This is a genomic window from Limimaricola pyoseonensis (genome assembly GCF_900102015.1).
GTDB classification, from domain to species: domain Bacteria; phylum Pseudomonadota; class Alphaproteobacteria; order Rhodobacterales; family Rhodobacteraceae; genus Limimaricola; species Limimaricola pyoseonensis.
Map to the genome: position 1 here is coordinate 575039 of NZ_FNAT01000002.1, position 16078 is coordinate 591116.

At 69.2% G+C, this 16078-nt stretch carries 20 protein-coding genes; 12 read left to right on the forward strand and 8 right to left on the reverse strand.

Annotation, left to right across the window (positions count from 1 at the left end):
• Positions 1-160: 160 nt before the first annotated feature.
• From BLT43_RS06605 to BLT43_RS06625, 6 genes are all read right to left on the reverse strand, one after another.
• Positions 161-685, reverse strand: a complete 525-nt coding sequence (locus tag BLT43_RS06605) for a hypothetical protein (protein WP_090111180.1) — start codon at positions 683-685, stop codon at positions 161-163.
• 30 nt (positions 686-715) lie between these two features.
• Positions 716-1231: a helix-turn-helix domain-containing protein gene (locus BLT43_RS06610; protein WP_090111182.1), complete on the reverse strand. Its 516-nt coding sequence runs from the start codon at positions 1229-1231 to the stop codon at positions 716-718.
• Positions 1232-1357: 126 nt separating this feature from the next.
• Positions 1358-1648, reverse strand: a complete 291-nt coding sequence (locus tag BLT43_RS19495; RefSeq protein WP_090111184.1) for a winged helix domain-containing protein — start codon at positions 1646-1648, stop codon at positions 1358-1360.
• Between the two features lie 97 nt (positions 1649-1745).
• Positions 1746-1940, reverse strand: a complete 195-nt coding sequence (locus BLT43_RS06620) for a helix-turn-helix transcriptional regulator (protein WP_090111186.1) — start codon at positions 1938-1940, stop codon at positions 1746-1748.
• 101 nt (positions 1941-2041) lie between these two features.
• Positions 2042-2746, reverse strand: coding sequence for a hypothetical protein (locus BLT43_RS18880; RefSeq protein ID WP_131802630.1), 705 nt, complete (start codon positions 2744-2746; stop codon positions 2042-2044).
• The gene (locus BLT43_RS06625) at positions 2746-3966 is read right to left on the reverse strand and encodes a tyrosine-type recombinase/integrase (RefSeq protein WP_090111188.1); all 1221 of its coding nucleotides are present in this window, start codon (positions 3964-3966) and stop codon (positions 2746-2748) included. Before BLT43_RS06625 ends, BLT43_RS18880 begins: the two co-directional genes overlap by 1 nt.
• A 253-nt stretch (positions 3967-4219) precedes the next feature.
• Here BLT43_RS06625 and BLT43_RS06630 point away from each other — a divergent pair, with 253 nt between their 5' ends.
• The 6 genes from BLT43_RS06630 (at position 4220) to BLT43_RS06655 (ending at position 9246) form a co-directional block, all read left to right on the forward strand.
• The gene (locus BLT43_RS06630; protein ID WP_090111190.1) at positions 4220-5335 is read left to right on the forward strand and encodes a helix-turn-helix domain-containing protein; all 1116 of its coding nucleotides are present in this window, start codon (positions 4220-4222) and stop codon (positions 5333-5335) included.
• A gap of 112 nt (positions 5336-5447) precedes the next feature.
• Complete coding sequence (locus BLT43_RS06635) at positions 5448-6329, forward strand: STAS domain-containing protein (RefSeq protein WP_090111192.1); 882 nt, start codon at positions 5448-5450, stop codon at positions 6327-6329.
• Positions 6322-6684: an STAS domain-containing protein gene (locus BLT43_RS06640; protein WP_090111194.1), complete on the forward strand. Its 363-nt coding sequence runs from the start codon at positions 6322-6324 to the stop codon at positions 6682-6684. Before BLT43_RS06635 ends, BLT43_RS06640 begins: the two co-directional genes overlap by 8 nt.
• The gene (locus BLT43_RS06645) at positions 6681-7088 is read left to right on the forward strand and encodes an ATP-binding protein (protein ID WP_090111196.1); all 408 of its coding nucleotides are present in this window, start codon (positions 6681-6683) and stop codon (positions 7086-7088) included. Before BLT43_RS06640 ends, BLT43_RS06645 begins: the two co-directional genes overlap by 4 nt.
• Entirely contained in the window at positions 7085-8086 is a 1002-nt protein-coding gene (locus BLT43_RS06650) for an ATP-binding protein (RefSeq protein WP_090111198.1), read from the forward strand. The genes BLT43_RS06645 and BLT43_RS06650 overlap by 4 nt, the downstream gene beginning before the upstream one ends.
• Positions 8086-9246 (forward strand): sensor histidine kinase, encoded by a 1161-nt coding sequence (locus BLT43_RS06655; protein ID WP_090111199.1) that lies wholly within the window; start codon positions 8086-8088, stop codon positions 9244-9246. The genes BLT43_RS06650 and BLT43_RS06655 overlap by 1 nt, the downstream gene beginning before the upstream one ends.
• Positions 9247-9391: 145 nt before the next feature.
• Here BLT43_RS06655 and BLT43_RS06660 read toward each other — a convergent pair whose 3' ends face one another.
• A complete protein-coding gene (locus tag BLT43_RS06660; RefSeq protein ID WP_242652236.1) occupies positions 9392-9697 on the reverse strand; it encodes a DUF1127 domain-containing protein in 306 nt (101 codons plus the stop codon).
• A gap of 87 nt (positions 9698-9784) precedes the next feature.
• Complete coding sequence (locus BLT43_RS06665) at positions 9785-10846, reverse strand: substrate-binding domain-containing protein (protein ID WP_090111203.1); 1062 nt, start codon at positions 10844-10846, stop codon at positions 9785-9787.
• 98 nt (positions 10847-10944) lie between these two features.
• Between BLT43_RS06665 and BLT43_RS06670 the strand changes: the two genes are divergently transcribed.
• The 6 genes from BLT43_RS06670 to ybgC all read left to right on the forward strand — a co-directional run bounded on the left by BLT43_RS06670 (position 10945) and on the right by ybgC (position 16056).
• Complete coding sequence (locus BLT43_RS06670) at positions 10945-12531, forward strand: alpha-amylase family glycosyl hydrolase (RefSeq protein ID WP_090111205.1); 1587 nt, start codon at positions 10945-10947, stop codon at positions 12529-12531.
• A 145-nt stretch (positions 12532-12676) separates the two neighbouring features.
• Positions 12677-13198, forward strand: coding sequence for a crossover junction endodeoxyribonuclease RuvC (gene ruvC, locus BLT43_RS06675; RefSeq protein WP_090111207.1), 522 nt, complete (start codon positions 12677-12679; stop codon positions 13196-13198).
• A complete protein-coding gene (ruvA, locus tag BLT43_RS06680) occupies positions 13195-13893 on the forward strand; it encodes a Holliday junction branch migration protein RuvA (RefSeq protein ID WP_090111209.1) in 699 nt (232 codons plus the stop codon). The genes ruvC and ruvA overlap by 4 nt, the downstream gene beginning before the upstream one ends.
• A 44-nt stretch (positions 13894-13937) precedes the next feature.
• Entirely contained in the window at positions 13938-14972 is a 1035-nt protein-coding gene (gene ruvB, locus BLT43_RS06685; protein ID WP_090111535.1) for a Holliday junction branch migration DNA helicase RuvB, read from the forward strand.
• Between the two features lie 68 nt (positions 14973-15040).
• Entirely contained in the window at positions 15041-15661 is a 621-nt protein-coding gene (locus BLT43_RS06690; RefSeq protein ID WP_090111211.1) for a hypothetical protein, read from the forward strand.
• Entirely contained in the window at positions 15658-16056 is a 399-nt protein-coding gene (gene ybgC / locus BLT43_RS06695) for a tol-pal system-associated acyl-CoA thioesterase (RefSeq protein WP_090111213.1), read from the forward strand. Before BLT43_RS06690 ends, ybgC begins: the two co-directional genes overlap by 4 nt.
• The last annotated feature ends 22 nt before the right edge of the window (positions 16057-16078 follow it).

Here is a 16078-nt window from a genome sequence, read left to right on the forward strand (position 1 = left end):
GCTTTTCGACGGACGGGGATTCGCGTCTTGTATCTTTGGCGCCTTGTGGCGCCCATGAGGTCGGAGAATATCGTTTTTCCCTTCTCGGACCTCACGCCTGCCTGCTTCTACGCAGCGAATGCATCTAGAGGCCGCGCGCGCCTTGCTTATAGGGTTGTCGTCATTCTTCGACATGAGGCCGCCCTCCGTGCTGGATATTGCCGACGACGGCCTGTCCGCCGTTCTCGACGGTGACGCGTTCGACCCGCACCGTCTGCTGCGCCTTTGCGCGGTGCTTTTTCAGTGCCTCTATCTGCGCGAGGTAGGTGCGGCTTAGCCGGGTCATCGAGCGCTCTAGGCTCTCGCGGACCTGATAGCCGCCGGTCGTATCCATCATGCGCCGCGCCATTTCGGCCATCGCCGTATGCGTCGCGGCCATCTGCACGACCAGCATGGCCTCGATGCCATCGCGGGGTTCGATTTCAACAGCCATGGCGGCGAGCAGGTCGCGGTAGTCCTCGCCGCTCCTGCCCAGCGCATTCATGGCGGTTCGCATGAGGCCGGATGCGGCCTCGCCTGTCTTGGTCCCGAACAGCTCGCGTAGCTGCTCGGGTCCGTCCGTCACGATGGAGACGACACCATTGGCGGAGGTGCGGAAGCGGGGGGCGGTTCGGGTGCTCCGTGGTGCCGTGGGTGGCTGCGTCATGGTCCGTTCCTTACAGGGGAGTGGTATGTATTAGCGGCCCATCTCAGAACCCGGCGTGACCGGCGAAACCGGCCTGACGGGTTTCCGAGCGGACCCATGGCGATTGAGGTGGTTTCGAGGCGGACCCATGGGGCAGGCCGACGGGTCCGTTACAGAACCGCGTTCTGTTTTCGGCCGCCACGATTGCCAATCGTTCGAGGCCGTGCTCTGCGGCCTGCCGTTTTCGGGCTTGGTGGTAATGCGCCATTCGTTCGCCTGACGCCCATACCAATTGCCCTGCTTGGTCAGGACCAAGAAGCCCTTGTCCTGCAACTCGTCGAACGCGCGCTGAGCGGTTGCCTTTCCTATGCCCAGCGTTTCCGCCGCTTCGTTCAGCGACAGGAACAGCTTTCCGTTGTTCCCGCCGTTGTAGCGGGTGTGCAGTTCGAGCAGGACCTTGATGGCCGGACCTGACAGCGCGCGCCACGCACGCGATTTAAGTAGCGCGTAGGGGAGGGGGGCGTATTGCCCCTCCTCCGGTCGCTTGCCTTTGCGGCCTCTAGCCATTGTTCGGGCCTCCATAGGCCAGGGCTGCAATGAGCCGGGCCGTAGGCTCGGGCAGGCCGTGCTTGAGCATGACGCGCCGTGCGCTGGGCGGGACGATGCGGGGCGGAGTCTTCGGAAGCGGCAGGGTCATCGCTGAGCCTCCCTGCTTACCGGCGTGACTTCGACCGCGCAGGCCAGCCGGTAACGCGCGTGGTGACCCCTGTAGGCTCCCTCGTGCGGCTCCATTTCGGTTTCGATGGAGACGCCCAGTTTGCGCAGGTCGTGGACGTAGCCTGACCAGCGAGGCGCGGGCCGCTCAAGGGGCGTGAGCCCGCGCGACCCGGCTTGTGCCAGCTGATGCATAGTCCAGCCGAGCCGGCCCTTGAGCGTAAGCGTGCGGGGGCGTTCGCCCTCCCGCAGAAGAACGTTCACTATCATCGCGATAGCCTCTTGTCGGTGAGAGGCGGGCTTTGGTATGGATAGTGTTGGACGGACTACCCAGCGCCCGCGCTCTCATTGAGACGCGGGTGTTGTCTTACCCGATGTCGGACTGGGCGGTGGGGCGACTGGCGAGCCAGTCCTGCACGGCACTTTCCGGCCAAGCGACTGCACGCTCGCCCAACCGGACGGGGCGGGGAAACTGCCCCTTCTGCATCATTGCATAGAGGCTCGACCGGCTAAGGCCGGTCAGGTGTTCAACGTCGTTGCGACGCAAATGACGGATAGACATTTTGGAACTTCTCCGAACACGTTGGTATGCTCGGAAAATGGCGAGTAGGCTGAGGTTTGGGAACAGCAGAAGCTGCCCATAATTCGACTACCGTGCCCAAGTTATCTGTCGGGAATATGGGCGTCCATCTCGCGGAACGCGGGTGCCAGATATCGCTGCATGGTGGACCGCGATACGTCCTCCTCAAACACAATCTTTACCCACTCTATCGCCTCCATTGTCGTGGCGTCTCTTTGGTCTGAGGGTAATAGGCCTTTCCTCAAGCGCCTTAAGAACTCGTTCTTTACGACTTTTTCAACCCACCCGTCCCCATACTTGCGGGGGCCTCTCCGTTTGGAGACTTCACGAAGCTGGTGTTCACTAGCCCGCACGGATTGAGACGCGCTTTTGTGCTCGAATTCTGGATAGGACTTCGCCATATACCCAATAAATTCTTTTTGCTTTAGGAGGATTGGGCAGCCAAGAAAGGGCCCATATCGCTTTATTAAGTCATCATTTGATCTGAAATGCTCTATTTCCTCAGCTGTAGTTGAGCCAACGGTCCCTATGAGTAGGTCGACATGTGCATTTGATCGTTCTCCAAAAAAGTCATCATCGACTAGGCGCTTAGAGGCAAAAACTATTTCTCCATTTGAGAGGAGGACGCCAATTTGATCGACTTCGTTTAAGTGTGTCCAGAGGTGTTTGGATGTGGTTCTGACGGTCGAATCGATGTCAAAGCCATTGGCCGTGCTGACCCATGTTTCTGCCGCGTGCAGCACCCTGAAAGAGTCAGATAGTGGCATCCAGTCATCTTTGTAGAACATCAGGGTGCTTTCGATTGTGTGGCCGGTACTGATAGCAGATATGCTGACCAATCTTCCATCAAGCGCCGCCTTTTTTCGAGCAAGTCCGACCGCGCGTAAGCAGCTTCAGCCTTGTCACGTATAGTATGCGCTAGTGCTGCTTCGGACACTTCGCGTGGTATGCTAGTCTGTTCCTGCGCCCACGTCTTGAATGAGGTGCGAAAACCATGCACGTCGACGTCAAAGCCGAGTTCCTTGACCAGCTTGGCGAGCGTCATGTCCGAGAGGGGTCGTCCCGCCTTCGCGCCGGGAAAAACGAGGCCGGACCCGGTGCCCAGCGCTTGCGCCTGACGTAGCGCCGCAATGGCATGGTCGCTGAGCGGCACGCGATGTTCGCGGCCCGCCTTCATGCGTTCGCCTGGTATCGTCCACTCGGCGCGATCCAGATCCATTTCGGACCAGACTGCCAGCCGCACCTCACCCGAGCGGCAGGCCGTCAGCACCAGCAGTTCGAACGCCAGCTTGGTGAACGGGTTAGCCTTGGAGGCGCGGACGGTCTTGAGGCAACCGGCGACCTCGCCATAGGGCATGGCCTTTCGGTGGCGCTGGGCGCGGCTCTGGCGGGGCAGGGCGCTGGAGATGGCTTCGGCGGGGTTGTCCTGCCGCCATCCTTGCGCAATGGCCCATTTCATCACGGTGCCGATGCGCTGCCGGACTCGGCGCGCCGTCTCGGGCTTCTCCAGCCAGATGGGTTGCAGCACTGCCAGAAGGTCGGCGGTGGTGATGTCGGACACGCGCTGCGCGCCGATGACGGGGAAGGCATAGGTTTCGAGCGTCGAGATGAATTGCGCAGCGTGCTTGGCGTTACGCCATGCCGGAGCGTGGATGGCGTGGACCTTGCGCGCCGCCTCCTCGAAACTGAGCGTGGCCTGTGCCTCGCGCTTGGCCCTGAGTGGGTCGCCCCCCTGCCGTGCCTGCCTGCGGCTCTCCTGCGCCGTCTCACGCGCCTGGGCGAGGCTGACCAGCGAAGCCGACCCAAGGCCGATTTCCGTCCGCTTGCCGCGAATGACAATGCGCTGCACCCAGCGTCGCGCGCCGTTTGCATCGACCTTGAGAAACAGGCCGTGCCCGTCGGTGTATTTGCCGGGCTTCTTCACGGTTCGCACGAATGCGGCGGAAAGCGCCTTCTCCGGGTGTCTGCCAGATTTCGTGCCACTCCGCCTGTTCTGACCGTCCGCCATCGCGTCCCCCATTTATAGCTGGAATATGGGGGACGGCTATGGACGTTGCAAGCATTGCGCGGGGCATAAGGAACTGTATTTTATGCATTACTGGAACAGGTTGGAATGCGCGCGGGCGGACACCTCCTCCGCCAATCACCGACCGCGACGCATGTGCCCATTCCCCACACCGCCGGAGACGCGCCGCGCGTCCCGATGGACAGGCCCGGCCCGGCCGGGCAGTCTGGCGGGGCGGCAGGCAGGGAGGCGGATCATGGCCCGGAAGGCGGAGCGCGGCATCGGCGCGCTCGACATGCTGCGGGTCGAGGTGCTCGCCGCGCGGATCGAGGCCTTCGCCCGCGCCGATCCCGATGCCGGCAATCTCTGGCGCTCCGAACTGGCCGTCGCCGAAGCCGTGGCCTCGGCCGCCATGGAGGATCTGCGCCTGTCGGAGACGGATCTTCTGCCGCGCGTGGCGGGCGCGGGACGCGCCGGGGCCGACCCGGTGGCCGGCGAGCTGGCGCTGGCGGTGATCCGGGCGATGAAGGCGCCGGGCGATCCGATCGCCGACACGGGGCCCGCCCTCCTGCGCTATGCCGCCGCCGCCGGGATGGCCGGCCTGCCGGCAGAGGGCATGTCGGGCCTCTTCGACGACCTGCGGGACGACGACCCGCCGATCCTGTCGGCGGCGCGGGTGGCGGCGCGCTTCGCGCAGGCGACCGAGCGCCGCGCGCCGATCGCCGAGCGGCTCTTGTTCATGGGGGTGGAGGGCGCGCTGCGCGGCGCCTCGGCCCGGCGCAGCGGGGCGGCGCGGATCGAGGACGACCCGCTGCGCGGCCTGTCTGGCCGGGTCGATGCGGACTGGGTGGCGCTGCCGGCGCTGGCGCTCACCGATGGCGGGTTCCGGCCCTGGTCGCCGGGCAGCGCGGCGGGGCTGGCCGACCTGTTTTTCGGGCTCGAGCGCGTGCTGGCGGCCGAGATCGGCCGGATCGGGCGGGCGCGCGACTGGCTGCGCCGGGCGCGGCAGGTCGGGGAAGGGCGGCATGGCCGGTCGCGGCTGGGCGACGCGGCGCAGGTCTTCGCCGAGGCGCCCTGCCTCAGCGCGCCGCTACTGGCCGAACGGCTGGCGATCACGCCGCGCGGCGCGATCAACCTGATCGGGGCGCTGAGCGAGCAGGGCCTGCTGCGCGAGATCACCCGGCGCCGCTCGGCCCGGATCTGGGCCGTGCCGGGGCTGGCCGAGCGGCTGGCGGCGCGCCCCAAGCCGGGGGCGCGGCCCCCGCAGCCGCCGCGCCGCGAGGATCCCGCGGCGATGAGCCGGGCCTTCGCCGATCTCGACGCGGCGCTGGGTCGGGCGGCCTCCGTGCTCGGGCGGCACCGCGGCGGCTGAGCCGGACGGGCGGGGTGCTGCCTGCGCGGGAACCGGCCTTCGGGGGCGAAGGTGGCTTTTCATTGCCGCCGCCAGTCCTTATCCCGATAACGCCGCAATTGCAGGAGCCGCCATGACCGCCGCCCAGATGTCCGAGGTCCAGACCATTCTCGCCGAAGAGTTCGAGGCGGTGCTCGAGGCCTGGTTCGCGACCCAGAAGCGCGAGGGCGTGCGCCGCCCCGACCTGTTCAGCGATGCCGAAAGCCGCCGCCAGCTGTCTGAGCTGCTGCGTGCCTTCGCCGCGGCGCTGCAGCAGGCCGATCTCTCGACCGCGGTCGACATAGAGGCCGAGGCCTGGTCCGACCTGCGGCTGGCGCTGTCGGAAGTGACGCTGGTGCGCACCGAGCGCGGCGTCGCGCCGTGGGAGATGACCGCCTTCGTGCTGGCGCTGAAGCAGCCGGTCGCCTCGCTGCTGCAGGAGCGGCTGTCGGACGACACCGGCCGGCTGCTGCAGGAGGTCTCCGATTTCGGCCGGGTGGTCGACGCCTTCGCGATGCACATCAACGAGCATTTCATCGCCGAGCGCGACGAGATCATCGACCGCCAGCGCGCCGAGATGATGGAGCTGTCGACCCCGGTGGTGCAGCTGTGGGAGCGGGTGCTGACCATCCCGCTGATCGGCACGCTCGACTCGATGCGCGCGCAGGAGGTGATGGAGAACCTGCTCAACGCCATCGTCGAGCACCAGGCCGAGGTGGTGATCGTCGACATCACCGGCGTGCGGGTGGTCGACACCCAGGTCGCGCAGCACCTGCTGCGCACCGCGGCCGCCGTGCGGCTGATGGGGGCCGAGGCGATCATCTCGGGCATCTCACCCAAGATCGCCCAGACCATGGTCGAGCTCGGCGTCGACGTCGGCGAGGTGACCACCCGGCCGACGATCCGCGCCGCGCTGGCCGAGGCGTTCCGCCGCGTCGGCTTCTCGATCGCCCGGATCGAGGACACCCGTGTCTGAAGCGGCCTCGATCTACTCGGTCGACAAGGTGCTGCTGGTCGCGATCCGTGACAACATCACCGACACCGACATCATCAACCTGCAGGAAGAGCTGTCCGAGCGGATCGTGAGCCAGAAGGCCCGCGGCGTGGTGATCGACATCGCCGCGCTGGAGATCGTCGACACCTTCGTCGGCCGGATCCTCGCCCAGCTCTCGGCGATTTCGCGCCTTCTGGCCGCCGAGACCTACATCGTCGGCATGCGCCCGGCGGTGGCGATGACCTTGGTGGAGCTCGACATGGATCTGGCCGGCAGTCGCACGGCATTGTCACTGAGCCACGCGCTCAGGGCGCTGAAGGCCAAGGGCCTGGCGTGAACCGGCCGCCGGGCGAGCCGGCGGCGCGGGTGGAGCTGTGCCGCGAACGCGATCTCGCCGCGGCGCGGCTCGCGGTCTCGAAGCTGCTCGACGCGATGGGCGCGCGGGCGCTGCGCAAGACCCGCTTCGTCACGGCGGTGAGCGAGATCGCCCGCAACGCGCTCGATCATGGTGGCGGCGGCACGCTCGAGGTCTGGCAGCTGGCGCGGCCGGCGCGGATCCGGGTGCTGTGCCGCGACGCCGGGCCGGGCATCGCCGATCTCGAGCTGGCCCTGACCGACGGCTTCTCGACCGCGCGCAGCATGGGCAAGGGGCTGGGCGGCGCGCGCCGGCTGGTCGACGAGTTCCGGATCGAAAGCCGCCCCGGCGGCGGCACGACAGTGGAGATGGTCTCGAAGCTATGAGGCATGTGGTCGATATCGCGGAGCCGAGCGCCGTGGCCGAGGCGCGCCGCATGGCGCGGCAGCTGACGGAAGGCGCCGGGCTCTCCGAGGAACGCGGCGAGGCCGCGGCGATCGTGGCGACGGAGATGGCCACCAACCTGCTGCGCCACGCGGGAGGCGGCCAGATCCTGCTGCAGGTCCAGCCGGGCCGCCCGGCGACGCTGGCGCTGGCCGCGATCGACCGCGGCCCGGGCATCGCCGATCCGGACGCGGCGCTGGCCGACGGCTATTCGACCGCAGGCTCCGCCGGTGGCGGCCTGGGCGCGATGCGGCGGCTGGCCGACGGCTTCGAGATGCGCTCGACCCCCGGGGCGGGCACGGTGGTGCTGTGCCGCTTCGGCCGCGCCCGGCCGGTGCTGGGCGGGGTCGAGGCCGGGGCCTTCCTGATGAACTACCCCGGCGACCGCGCCTGCGGCGACGCCTTCGCCGCGCGCGATGTCGGCGGCCGGGTCGATCTTGCGGTGATCGACGGCCTGGGCCACGGGCCGCGCGCGCAGGACGCGGCCGAGGAGGCGGTGGCGGGGCTCGGGGCGCAGCGCGGCGACGATCCGGCGCAGAGCCTGACGGCGCTGTCCAAGGGCCTCGCCGGCAGCCGCGGCTCGGTGATCGGGCTGGCGCAGATCGAGGCGGCGGAGCGGCGGCTGCGCTTCGCCGGGATCGGCAACATCTCGGCGATGGTGTTCGGCGGCGACGGCCGGCTGCGGCGGCTGATCTGCCGCGAGGGCCGGATCGGCGGCCAGACCCGCACGCCGCCGGTCGAGCAGGTGGACTTCACCCCCGGCGACACGTTGATATTGCATAGCGACGGGCTGGCCTCGATCCGCAGCATCGGCGAGCTGCCGCAGATGGCCGGGGCGAGCTGCGCCATGATCGCCGCGCAGCTGATGCAGGGGCGCAACCGCGGCCGCGACGATGCCTGCGCCCTGGTGGCGCGGCTGGCGATGACGGAAGGGGCGTGATGCGGCTCACGACGCTGAAGATCGAGGGCGACGACGACATCGTCCGGCTGCGGATGACCGGGCAGGAGACGGCGCGGATCTGCGGCTTTGCCAAGTTCGCAGAGACGCGGATCGTGACGGCGCTGCTCGAGTTGGGGCGCAACCTCGTCCAGCATGGCGGCGGCGGCCGGCTGACCCTGTCGCTCGACGCCGACGGGCCGCGGGTGCTGCTGTCGGCCGAGGCGGCGGACCAGGGCCCGGGCATCCCCGATGTCGAGGCCTGGCTGAACGGCAGCGCGCCGGTCGCGGGCGACCGGCCCGGCCTCGGGCTGGGCCTGCGCGGCGTGCACCGCATGGCCGACCGCTTCGACATCGAGACCGGGCCCGAGGGCACGCGCGTCGCGGTCGGCTTCTGCACACCGCTCACCCCCGGCGCGCTGGCCGAGACGGCGCGGGCGGTGGGCGAGGCGCTGGCCGGGATGCGCCGCGCCGATCCGGCCGCGATGCTGGCCCAGCAGAACCGCGAGCTGCTCGATGCGCTCGAGGAGCGCGACCTGCTGATGGCCGAGGTGCATCACCGCACCAAGAACAACCTGGCGCTGGTCAGCGGGCTGATGCGGCTGTCGCGCAGCGGCGCCCGGTCGGAGGAGACGCGCGACGTGCTGCGCGATCTCGAGCTGCGGGTGAAGGCGATCACCGCGCTGCACGACCGGCTGCAGCGCGCCTCGACCGCCGATCGCACGCCGCTGGTGCCGCTCTTGCGCGACGTGGCCGAACAGGCGCGCGCCGCCTTCTCGACCGCGGATCTTGAGGTGAGCGTGGTGGTCACGGGCGAGGCGCCGCCGATCAAGGGCAACGCCGCCACCGACATCGCGCTGGCGGCGGGCGAGCTTCTGACCAATGCCTGCAAGCACGCCTTCGAGGGCCGCTCGCAGGGCCGCATCCACCTTTCGGTGCGCCGCGAGGACGGCATGCTGAAGCTGGTCGTGTCGGATGACGGCCGCGGCCTGACCGAGGGGATGGAGCGGCCCGAGCGCTCGGATTCGCTGGGTTGGCGGATGATCCGGACCATGGTGCAGAAGCATGGCGGCTTCGTGCGGACCTCGAGCACGGAGGGCCTGACGGTCGAGCTGGGCTTCGGCGAGGCGCATCTCGGCCTCGAGACAGAGCTCAAGGCATGAAAAACGGCGGCGCCCCGGGAGGAGGGAGGGCGCCGCCGCCATCTGGAACCGCCCGGGCGGGGAGGACGCCCGGGTTATCCGCCCAACGGCCGTTGCCCGCGAAAGGTCCGCGGACTGGCCGAAAGGTTAGGCAATTCGTTCTGGCTCAGGCCTCGCGCGCGGCCCGCTCGGCGATGTCGCGAATCATCGCGCGGCTGATGCCGAGATCGGCGAGCTCGCGCTCGCTCAGGGACTGCAACTCGTCATAGGTGCGGGCATAGGCCTGCGCGCGGGCGCGGCGGCGGGCCATGCCGTCACGCAGGGCGGCCAGGCGGCCGAAGAAACCGGGGCGGGGGGTGATGTCGGTGGCGAAGGCCATTTGGCGATCCTCGATAGGCTGAATGTCGGGCCGGGCCGCGTGGCCCGTTGTGACGCCTATCTGGTGGTCAAATCGCGCGCCGACCAGCGCCACCTCTTCAGCCCCGTCATGCGTCCGCGACATGGCTCGGGCCGCGGGTTCGGACGCGCGTTCGGGCCCGGCGTGGCACCGGCTTCCATGTCAGGCCCGAAACGGTTCCGAAGCGGTTCGGAATTCTGGCCCGGGCGCGGCGACGGAGCCGCGCTCGACCACCTCGAACTGCCCGGTCTCCTGCAGTTCGGCCAGCGGCCGGTTCTCGATCGCCCCGATCAGCGCCCGCGCCAGCGGCGCCCAGCTTTCCGCCAGCGGCGACCGGGTGCCGCTGGTGGCGGGCATGGCCATCAGGTCCTCTCCGGGCAGCTGGTCGTCATGCACCACCACCGAGACGTCTTCGGGCACGCGCAACCCGAGCATCGAGAGCGCCCCGTAGATTCCCTTGGCGATCAGCATGTTGCCGGCGATCAGCCCGGTCGGGCGGGGGCCGCTTTCGGACATCATCCGCAGCGTGGCCAGCGCGCCGTGGCTTTCGCTCATCGCGCCGAACTCCTGCAGCTCCGGCGCGGGTGCGACGCCCGCCTCACGCAGCGCCTCCTGCCAGCCTTCGCTGCGCCGCATCACGTAGCACATCTCGGGCAGGCCGTTGACGAAGCCGATGCGGCGATGGCCGCGCTCCAGCAGCATCCGGGTGAGCCGCCGCCCGACCTCGCGGTTGTCGAGGTCGAAGAAGGGGTAATTGGGGCGGTCCTCGGTGCGGCCATGCAGCACCAGCGGCACGCCGCGCGACCTGAGATAGGCAATGCGCGGATCGTCGGGCACCGGCTCGATCAGCACGAAACCGTCGAGCGAGCCGCCATCGATCAGCCGGCCATGCACCGCCACCACGTCCTCCTCGGGCTCGGCGGCGTGCAGCACGAAGAGCCGCCCCATGCGCGAGAACTCGGCCGAGAGGCCGCGCACCATCTGCACCACCATCGAATCGCGCGGCGTGCGCCCCTCCGGCGGCAGCACCAGCCCGACGATGCCCGAGCGGCCCGAGGCCAGCCGGCGGGCCGAGAGGTTCGGCCGGTAGTCGAGCGCCCGCGCCGCGTCGCGCACCCGGGCCTTGGTCTCGGCGCTGACGTCGTCGTGGTCGTTCAGCGCCCGGCTCACCTGCGTGACCGACAGGCCCGTCGTGGCGGCGATGTCCTTCAGCGTGGCCGACATGAATCTTCCTCTGGATTGCGGTCGCACCTTGCCAATCCGAAACGCTTCGGGCAAGCCTGAAGGCGACCCTCGGACCCAGGGACGGAAAGGATTCGGATATGAGCCAGGCGAATTGGTGGAAGGGTGCGGTGATCTACCAGATCTACCCGCGCTCCTATCAGGACGGAAACGGCGACGGCATCGGTGACCTCAAGGGCATCACCGAGCGGCTGCCGCACATCGCCGAGCTGGGCGCGGACGCGGTCTGGCTGTCGCCGATCTTCACCTCGCCCATGGCCGACATGGGCTACGACGTGTCGAACTACACCGACATCGACCCGACCTTCGGCACGCTCGACGATTTCGACGCCATGGTCGCGCGCGCCCACGAGCTCGGCCTCAAGGTGATGATCGACCAGGTGCTGTCGCACAGCTCGAACCAGCACCCCTTCTTCGAGGAAAGCCGCCAGAGCCGCGACAACCCGAAGGCCGACTGGTACGTCTGGGCCGACCCCAAGCATGACGGCTCGGCGCCCAACAACTGGCAGGCCATCTTCGGCGGCATCGCCTGGGAGTGGGAGCCGCGCCGCAAGCAGTACTACTTCCACAACTTCCTGAAGGAGCAGCCCGACTTCAACTTCCACAACCCGGAAGTGCAGGACTGGCTGCTCTCCACCATGCGGTTCTGGCTCGACCGCGGCGTCGACGGCTTCCGCCTCGACACGGTGAACTTCTACTTCCACGACAAGCATCTGCGCGACGATCCGGCCGATTTCCGCCTCGACGGCGAGGCCGCGATCAAGCCCTACGACATGCAGTACCACATCTTCTCGAAGAACCAGCCCGAGAACATCGGCTTCCTCGAGAAGATGCGCAAGCTGATGAACGAGTACGAGGGTCGGGCGCTGGTCGGCGAGGTCGGCGAGAGCCACCACCCGATCGAGATCATGGGCGAGTACACCTCGGCCGACCGGCTGCACATGGCCTACAGCTTCGAGATGCTCGGGCCGAACTTCACCGCCGCGCATTTCCGCGACCAGATCGACCGTTTCTTCAAGCTGGCGCCGCATGGCTGGCCCTGCTGGGCCTTCTCGAACCACGACGTGCCGCGCCACGCGACGCGCTGGGCCAAGCATGGCGAGCAGGACGCGGTGTCGAAGCTCGCCGCGGCGATGCTGCTGTCGATGGAAGGCTCGATCTGCGTCTACCAGGGCGAGGAGCTGGGCCAGACCGAGTCGGAGCTCGAGTTCCACGAGCTGACCGACCCGCAGGGCATCAACTTCTGGCCGGCCGACAAGGGCCGCGACGGTTGCCGCACCCCGATGGTCTGGGAAAAGGACGCCCCGGCCGCGGGCTTCGGCTCCGAAACCCCGTGGCTGCCGGTCAAACCCGAGCAGGCGGCGCGCGCCGTCGACCAGCAGAAGGGCGTCGAGGACTCGGTGCTCGAGACCTACCGCACGCTTCTGAAGCTGCGCCACGCCACGCCCGACCTGAAGACCGGCCGCACCATGTTCGTCGAGAGCGAGGAGCCGGTGCTGGCCTTCCATCGCGGCGAGAAGACGATCTGCGCCTTCAACCTCTCGGACAAGCCGCAGGAGATCGGGATCTCCGGCATCGACGAGACGCTGTTCGCGATCGACTCCGAGGCCGGCGAGGACAAGGTCTGGCTCGGGCCGAACGGCGCGCTGATCGGCCGCCTGGCCTGATCCGCCCCGCCCGTCCCGGCCGGGCCGGGGCTTTGACGCGCGCCATGCCGCAGGGCATGGCGCGCGTTCGCCTTTTGTGCTAGAGCGGTGAAAACCAAGCACAACAAGGCCGGCGCGCGGGCAGGCGACCGGCGGATGGGGGCACATGCGAGTCATCGGAATCGATCCCGGCCTGCGCAATCTCGGCTGGGGGGTGATCGAGGTCAGCGGCGCAAAGCTGCGCCACGTCGCCAACGGCACCTGCCGTTCGGAGGGCGACGACCTCGCCGACCGGCTGATGTCGCTGGCCGAACAGCTCCGCCGTGTGCTGAAGGACCACGCCCCCGACGCGGCGGCGGTCGAGCATGTCTTCGTGAACTCCGACGGCGCCGGCACGCTGAAGCTCGGCCAGGCGCGCGGCATCGCGCTGCTGATCCCGGCCGAGGCGGGGCTGCGGGTCGGTGAATACATGCCCTCCACCATCAAGAAGGCCGTGGTCGGCAACGGCGCCGCGGCCAAGGCGCAGGTGCAGCACATGGTTAAGCTGCAGCTGCCGGGCGTCGTGCTCGACGGGCCGGATGCGGCCGACGCGCTGGCCATCGCCATCTGCCACGCGCATCACCTGCAATCGGCGGGGCATCTCGCCCGGGCGGTGGCGCGGGCCGAGGCGGGCAGGGCGCGCGCATGATCGGCCGGATCGCCGGGCGGCTGGAATACCGCGCCACCGACCACGTGCTGATCGACGTGCGCGGCGTGGGCTACGTGGTCTACGTCTCCGACCGGGTGCTGGCGCAGCTGCCCGGGCCGGGCGAGGCGGTGGCGCTCTACACCGAGCTTCTGGTGCGCGAGGACATCCTGCAGCTCTTCGGATTCCCGACGCTGGTCGAGAAGGAATGGCACCGGCTGCTGCTGACCGTGCAGGGGATCGGCGCCAAGGCCTCGCTCGCCATTCTCGGCGCGCTGGGCGCCGATGGCCTCAGCCGGGCGATCGCGCTGGCCGACTGGTCGGCGGTGGCGCGGGCCAAGGGGGTCGGCCCCAAGACGGCGCAGCGCGTGGTCAACGAGCTGAAGGACAAGGCGCCCTCGGTCATGGCGATGGGCGCGCAGCCCGCCGCGATGCGCGAGAGCGAGGCCGACGACGCGGCGGTGATCGAGGACGCGGCACCGGCCGAGACGGCCCCGGCGACGAAGCCCAAGGCGCAGCCGAAGGCCCGTGGCAACGCCGAGGCGCAGGCCGACGCGCTCTCGGCGCTGGGTAATCTCGGCTACGGGCTGTCGGACGCGGCGGCCGCGGTGGCCGAGGCGGCGCACGAGGACCCCGAGGCCGGCACGCCCGAGCTGATCCGCGCCGCGCTGCGCCGGCTCGCCCCCAAGGAGCGGTGAGGCGCCGCCTTGTCTTGCAGGGCCCGCATGCATAGGACCGAATGATGACCGACGCCCCCGATCCCGCGCTGCGCCCCGAGCGGCTGCCCGAGGACCACGACCGCGCCCTGCGGCCGCAGGGTCTGTCGGAGTTCATCGGCCAGGCCGAGGCGCGCGCCAACCTGCGCATCTTCATCGAAAGCGCCCGCAAGCGCGGCGAGGCGATGGACCACACGTTGTTCCACGGGCCGCCGGGCTTGGGCAAGACGACGCTGGCGCAGATTATCTCGCGCGAGCTGGGCGTTGGCTTTCGCATGACCTCGGGCCCGGTGCTCGCCAAGGCCGGCGATCTCGCCGCGATCCTCACCAATCTCGAGCCGCGCGACGTGCTCTTCATCGACGAGATCCACCGCCTGAACCCGGCGGTGGAGGAGGTGCTCTACCCGGCGCTCGAGGATTACGCGCTCGACCTCGTCATCGGCGAGGGGCCGGCGGCCCGCACCGTGCGGATCGAGCTGCAGCCCTTCACGCTGGTGGGGGCCACGACCCGGCTCGGCCTGCTGACCACGCCGCTGCGCGACCGCTTCGGCATCCCGACAAGGTTGCAGTTCTACACCGTCGACGAGCTGCACGAGATCGTCACCCGCAACGCCCGTCTGCTCGGCACGCCCGCCGATCCGGAGGGCGCGCGCGAGATCGCGCGCCGGGCGCGCGGCACGCCGCGCATCGCCGGCCGGCTCCTGCGCCGCGTCGTCGATTTCGCGGTGGTCGAGGGCGACGGGCGGGTGACGCAGGAACTGGCGGACAATGCGCTCACTCGGCTCGGCGTCGACGATCTCGGCCTCGACGGGGCCGACCGGCGCTACCTGCGGCTGATCGCCGAGGCCTATGGCGGCGGCCCGGTCGGGATCGAGACGCTCTCGGCGGCGCTGTCGGAAAGCCGCGACGCGCTCGAGGAGGTGATCGAGCCCTTCCTGCTGCAGCAGGGGCTGATCCAGCGCACGCCGCGCGGGCGGATGCTGGCCCATGCCGCGTGGCGGCATCTCGGCCTCGTCGCGCCGCCGCCGCCCGAGACCGGGCAGGGCACGCTCTTCGGCTGAGGCCCGGCTTGCTTGCCCCAGACGGGCAGGGCGCGTATCCCCCGAAGCGGCAACAGGAGGATGGCGGCATGGATGCGGCGCGCGTGCAGGAGATGTTCACCCGGCCCGATGGCGGCTACATGTGCGCCCGCTGGGGCCGCCCGATCGCCCCGGTGGTGTTCGGCGTCGAGGACGAGACGCTCTCGGTGATGAAGTCGGCGATCCAGGCGCTGTGCCAGCTCGCCGATCACGACATGGCCGAGACCGACCCCGAGTTGGGCGTGAACCTGCTGGTCTTCTTCTGCCGCGAGTGGGACGAGCTCACCGCCGTGCCGGACCTCGACAAGCTGGTACCGGGCCTGCCCGACCTTCTGTCGAAGCTCGAGGCCGGCGACGCCAGCCAGTACCGTGCCTTCCGCTTCGAGCCCGACGGCGCGATCCGGGCGGGCATCGTGTTTTTGCGGATGAAGGGCGAGGCGGCGGACGTGCCCGCCGACGTGCTGGCGCTGAGCCAGGCGGTGCTGGCGATGCTGACCTGGTCCGAGACCGCCTTCGACGCCGAGTCGCCGCTGGCCTCGGCCCCCGACGGCACGGTGGTGCTGAAGCCCGAGATCGCGCAGCTGATCCGCGCGGCCTACGACCCGGTTCTGCCCGCGGCCTCCGACGACCCGGCCACCGCGCTCAGGATCGCGGCGCGGATGGCGCAATGAGCCACCTATTCCTCTGCCGGGTCTATTACGAGGACACCGACCTCGCCGGCATCGTCTACTACGCCAACTACCTGAAGTTCATCGAGCGGGCGCGCACCGAATGGGTGCGCGGCCTCGGCATCGACCAAGCGCGGCTGAAGGACGAGACCGGCATCGTCTTCGCGGTGCGCCGGCTCGAGGCCGACTACCTGGCGCCGGCCCGCTTCGACGACGAGCTCGAGGTCGAGACCGCCGTCGCCCGGATCGGCGGCGCGCGGATCGTGCTCGACCAGTCGGTGCGCCGCGCAGGTGCCGACTGCTTCTCGGCCCGCGTCACGTTGGCGGCGCTGACCGGCTCCGGCGCGCCGGCCCGGCTGCCCGCCGATCTGCGCGAGAGGCTTGCCGCCGGGGCATAGCGTCGCAACCCGTACGAAGCCG

Coding starts and splice junctions, on each gene's coding strand:
- BLT43_RS06605 (WP_090111180.1), bottom strand. CDS start 685: ATGACGCAGCCACCCACGGCACCACGGAGCACCCGAACCGCCCCCCGC.
- BLT43_RS06610 (WP_090111182.1), bottom strand. CDS start 1,231: ATGGCTAGAGGCCGCAAAGGCAAGCGACCGGAGGAGGGGCAATACGCC.
- BLT43_RS19495 (WP_090111184.1), bottom strand. CDS start 1,648: ATGATAGTGAACGTTCTTCTGCGGGAGGGCGAACGCCCCCGCACGCTT.
- BLT43_RS06620 (WP_090111186.1), bottom strand. CDS start 1,940: ATGTCTATCCGTCATTTGCGTCGCAACGACGTTGAACACCTGACCGGC.
- BLT43_RS18880 (WP_131802630.1), bottom strand. CDS start 2,746: ATGTTCTACAAAGATGACTGGATGCCACTATCTGACTCTTTCAGGGTG.
- BLT43_RS06625 (WP_090111188.1), bottom strand. CDS start 3,966: ATGGCGGACGGTCAGAACAGGCGGAGTGGCACGAAATCTGGCAGACAC.
- BLT43_RS06630 (WP_090111190.1), top strand. CDS start 4,220: ATGGCCCGGAAGGCGGAGCGCGGCATCGGCGCGCTCGACATGCTGCGG.
- BLT43_RS06635 (WP_090111192.1), top strand. CDS start 5,448: ATGACCGCCGCCCAGATGTCCGAGGTCCAGACCATTCTCGCCGAAGAG.
- BLT43_RS06650 (WP_090111198.1), top strand. CDS start 7,085: ATGAGGCATGTGGTCGATATCGCGGAGCCGAGCGCCGTGGCCGAGGCG.
- BLT43_RS06655 (WP_090111199.1), top strand. CDS start 8,086: ATGCGGCTCACGACGCTGAAGATCGAGGGCGACGACGACATCGTCCGG.
- BLT43_RS06665 (WP_090111203.1), bottom strand. CDS start 10,846: ATGTCGGCCACGCTGAAGGACATCGCCGCCACGACGGGCCTGTCGGTC.
- BLT43_RS06670 (WP_090111205.1), top strand. CDS start 10,945: ATGAGCCAGGCGAATTGGTGGAAGGGTGCGGTGATCTACCAGATCTAC.
- ruvC (WP_090111207.1), top strand. CDS start 12,677: ATGCGAGTCATCGGAATCGATCCCGGCCTGCGCAATCTCGGCTGGGGG.
- ruvA (WP_090111209.1), top strand. CDS start 13,195: ATGATCGGCCGGATCGCCGGGCGGCTGGAATACCGCGCCACCGACCAC.
- ruvB (WP_090111535.1), top strand. CDS start 13,938: ATGACCGACGCCCCCGATCCCGCGCTGCGCCCCGAGCGGCTGCCCGAG.
- BLT43_RS06690 (WP_090111211.1), top strand. CDS start 15,041: ATGGATGCGGCGCGCGTGCAGGAGATGTTCACCCGGCCCGATGGCGGC.
- ybgC (WP_090111213.1), top strand. CDS start 15,658: ATGAGCCACCTATTCCTCTGCCGGGTCTATTACGAGGACACCGACCTC.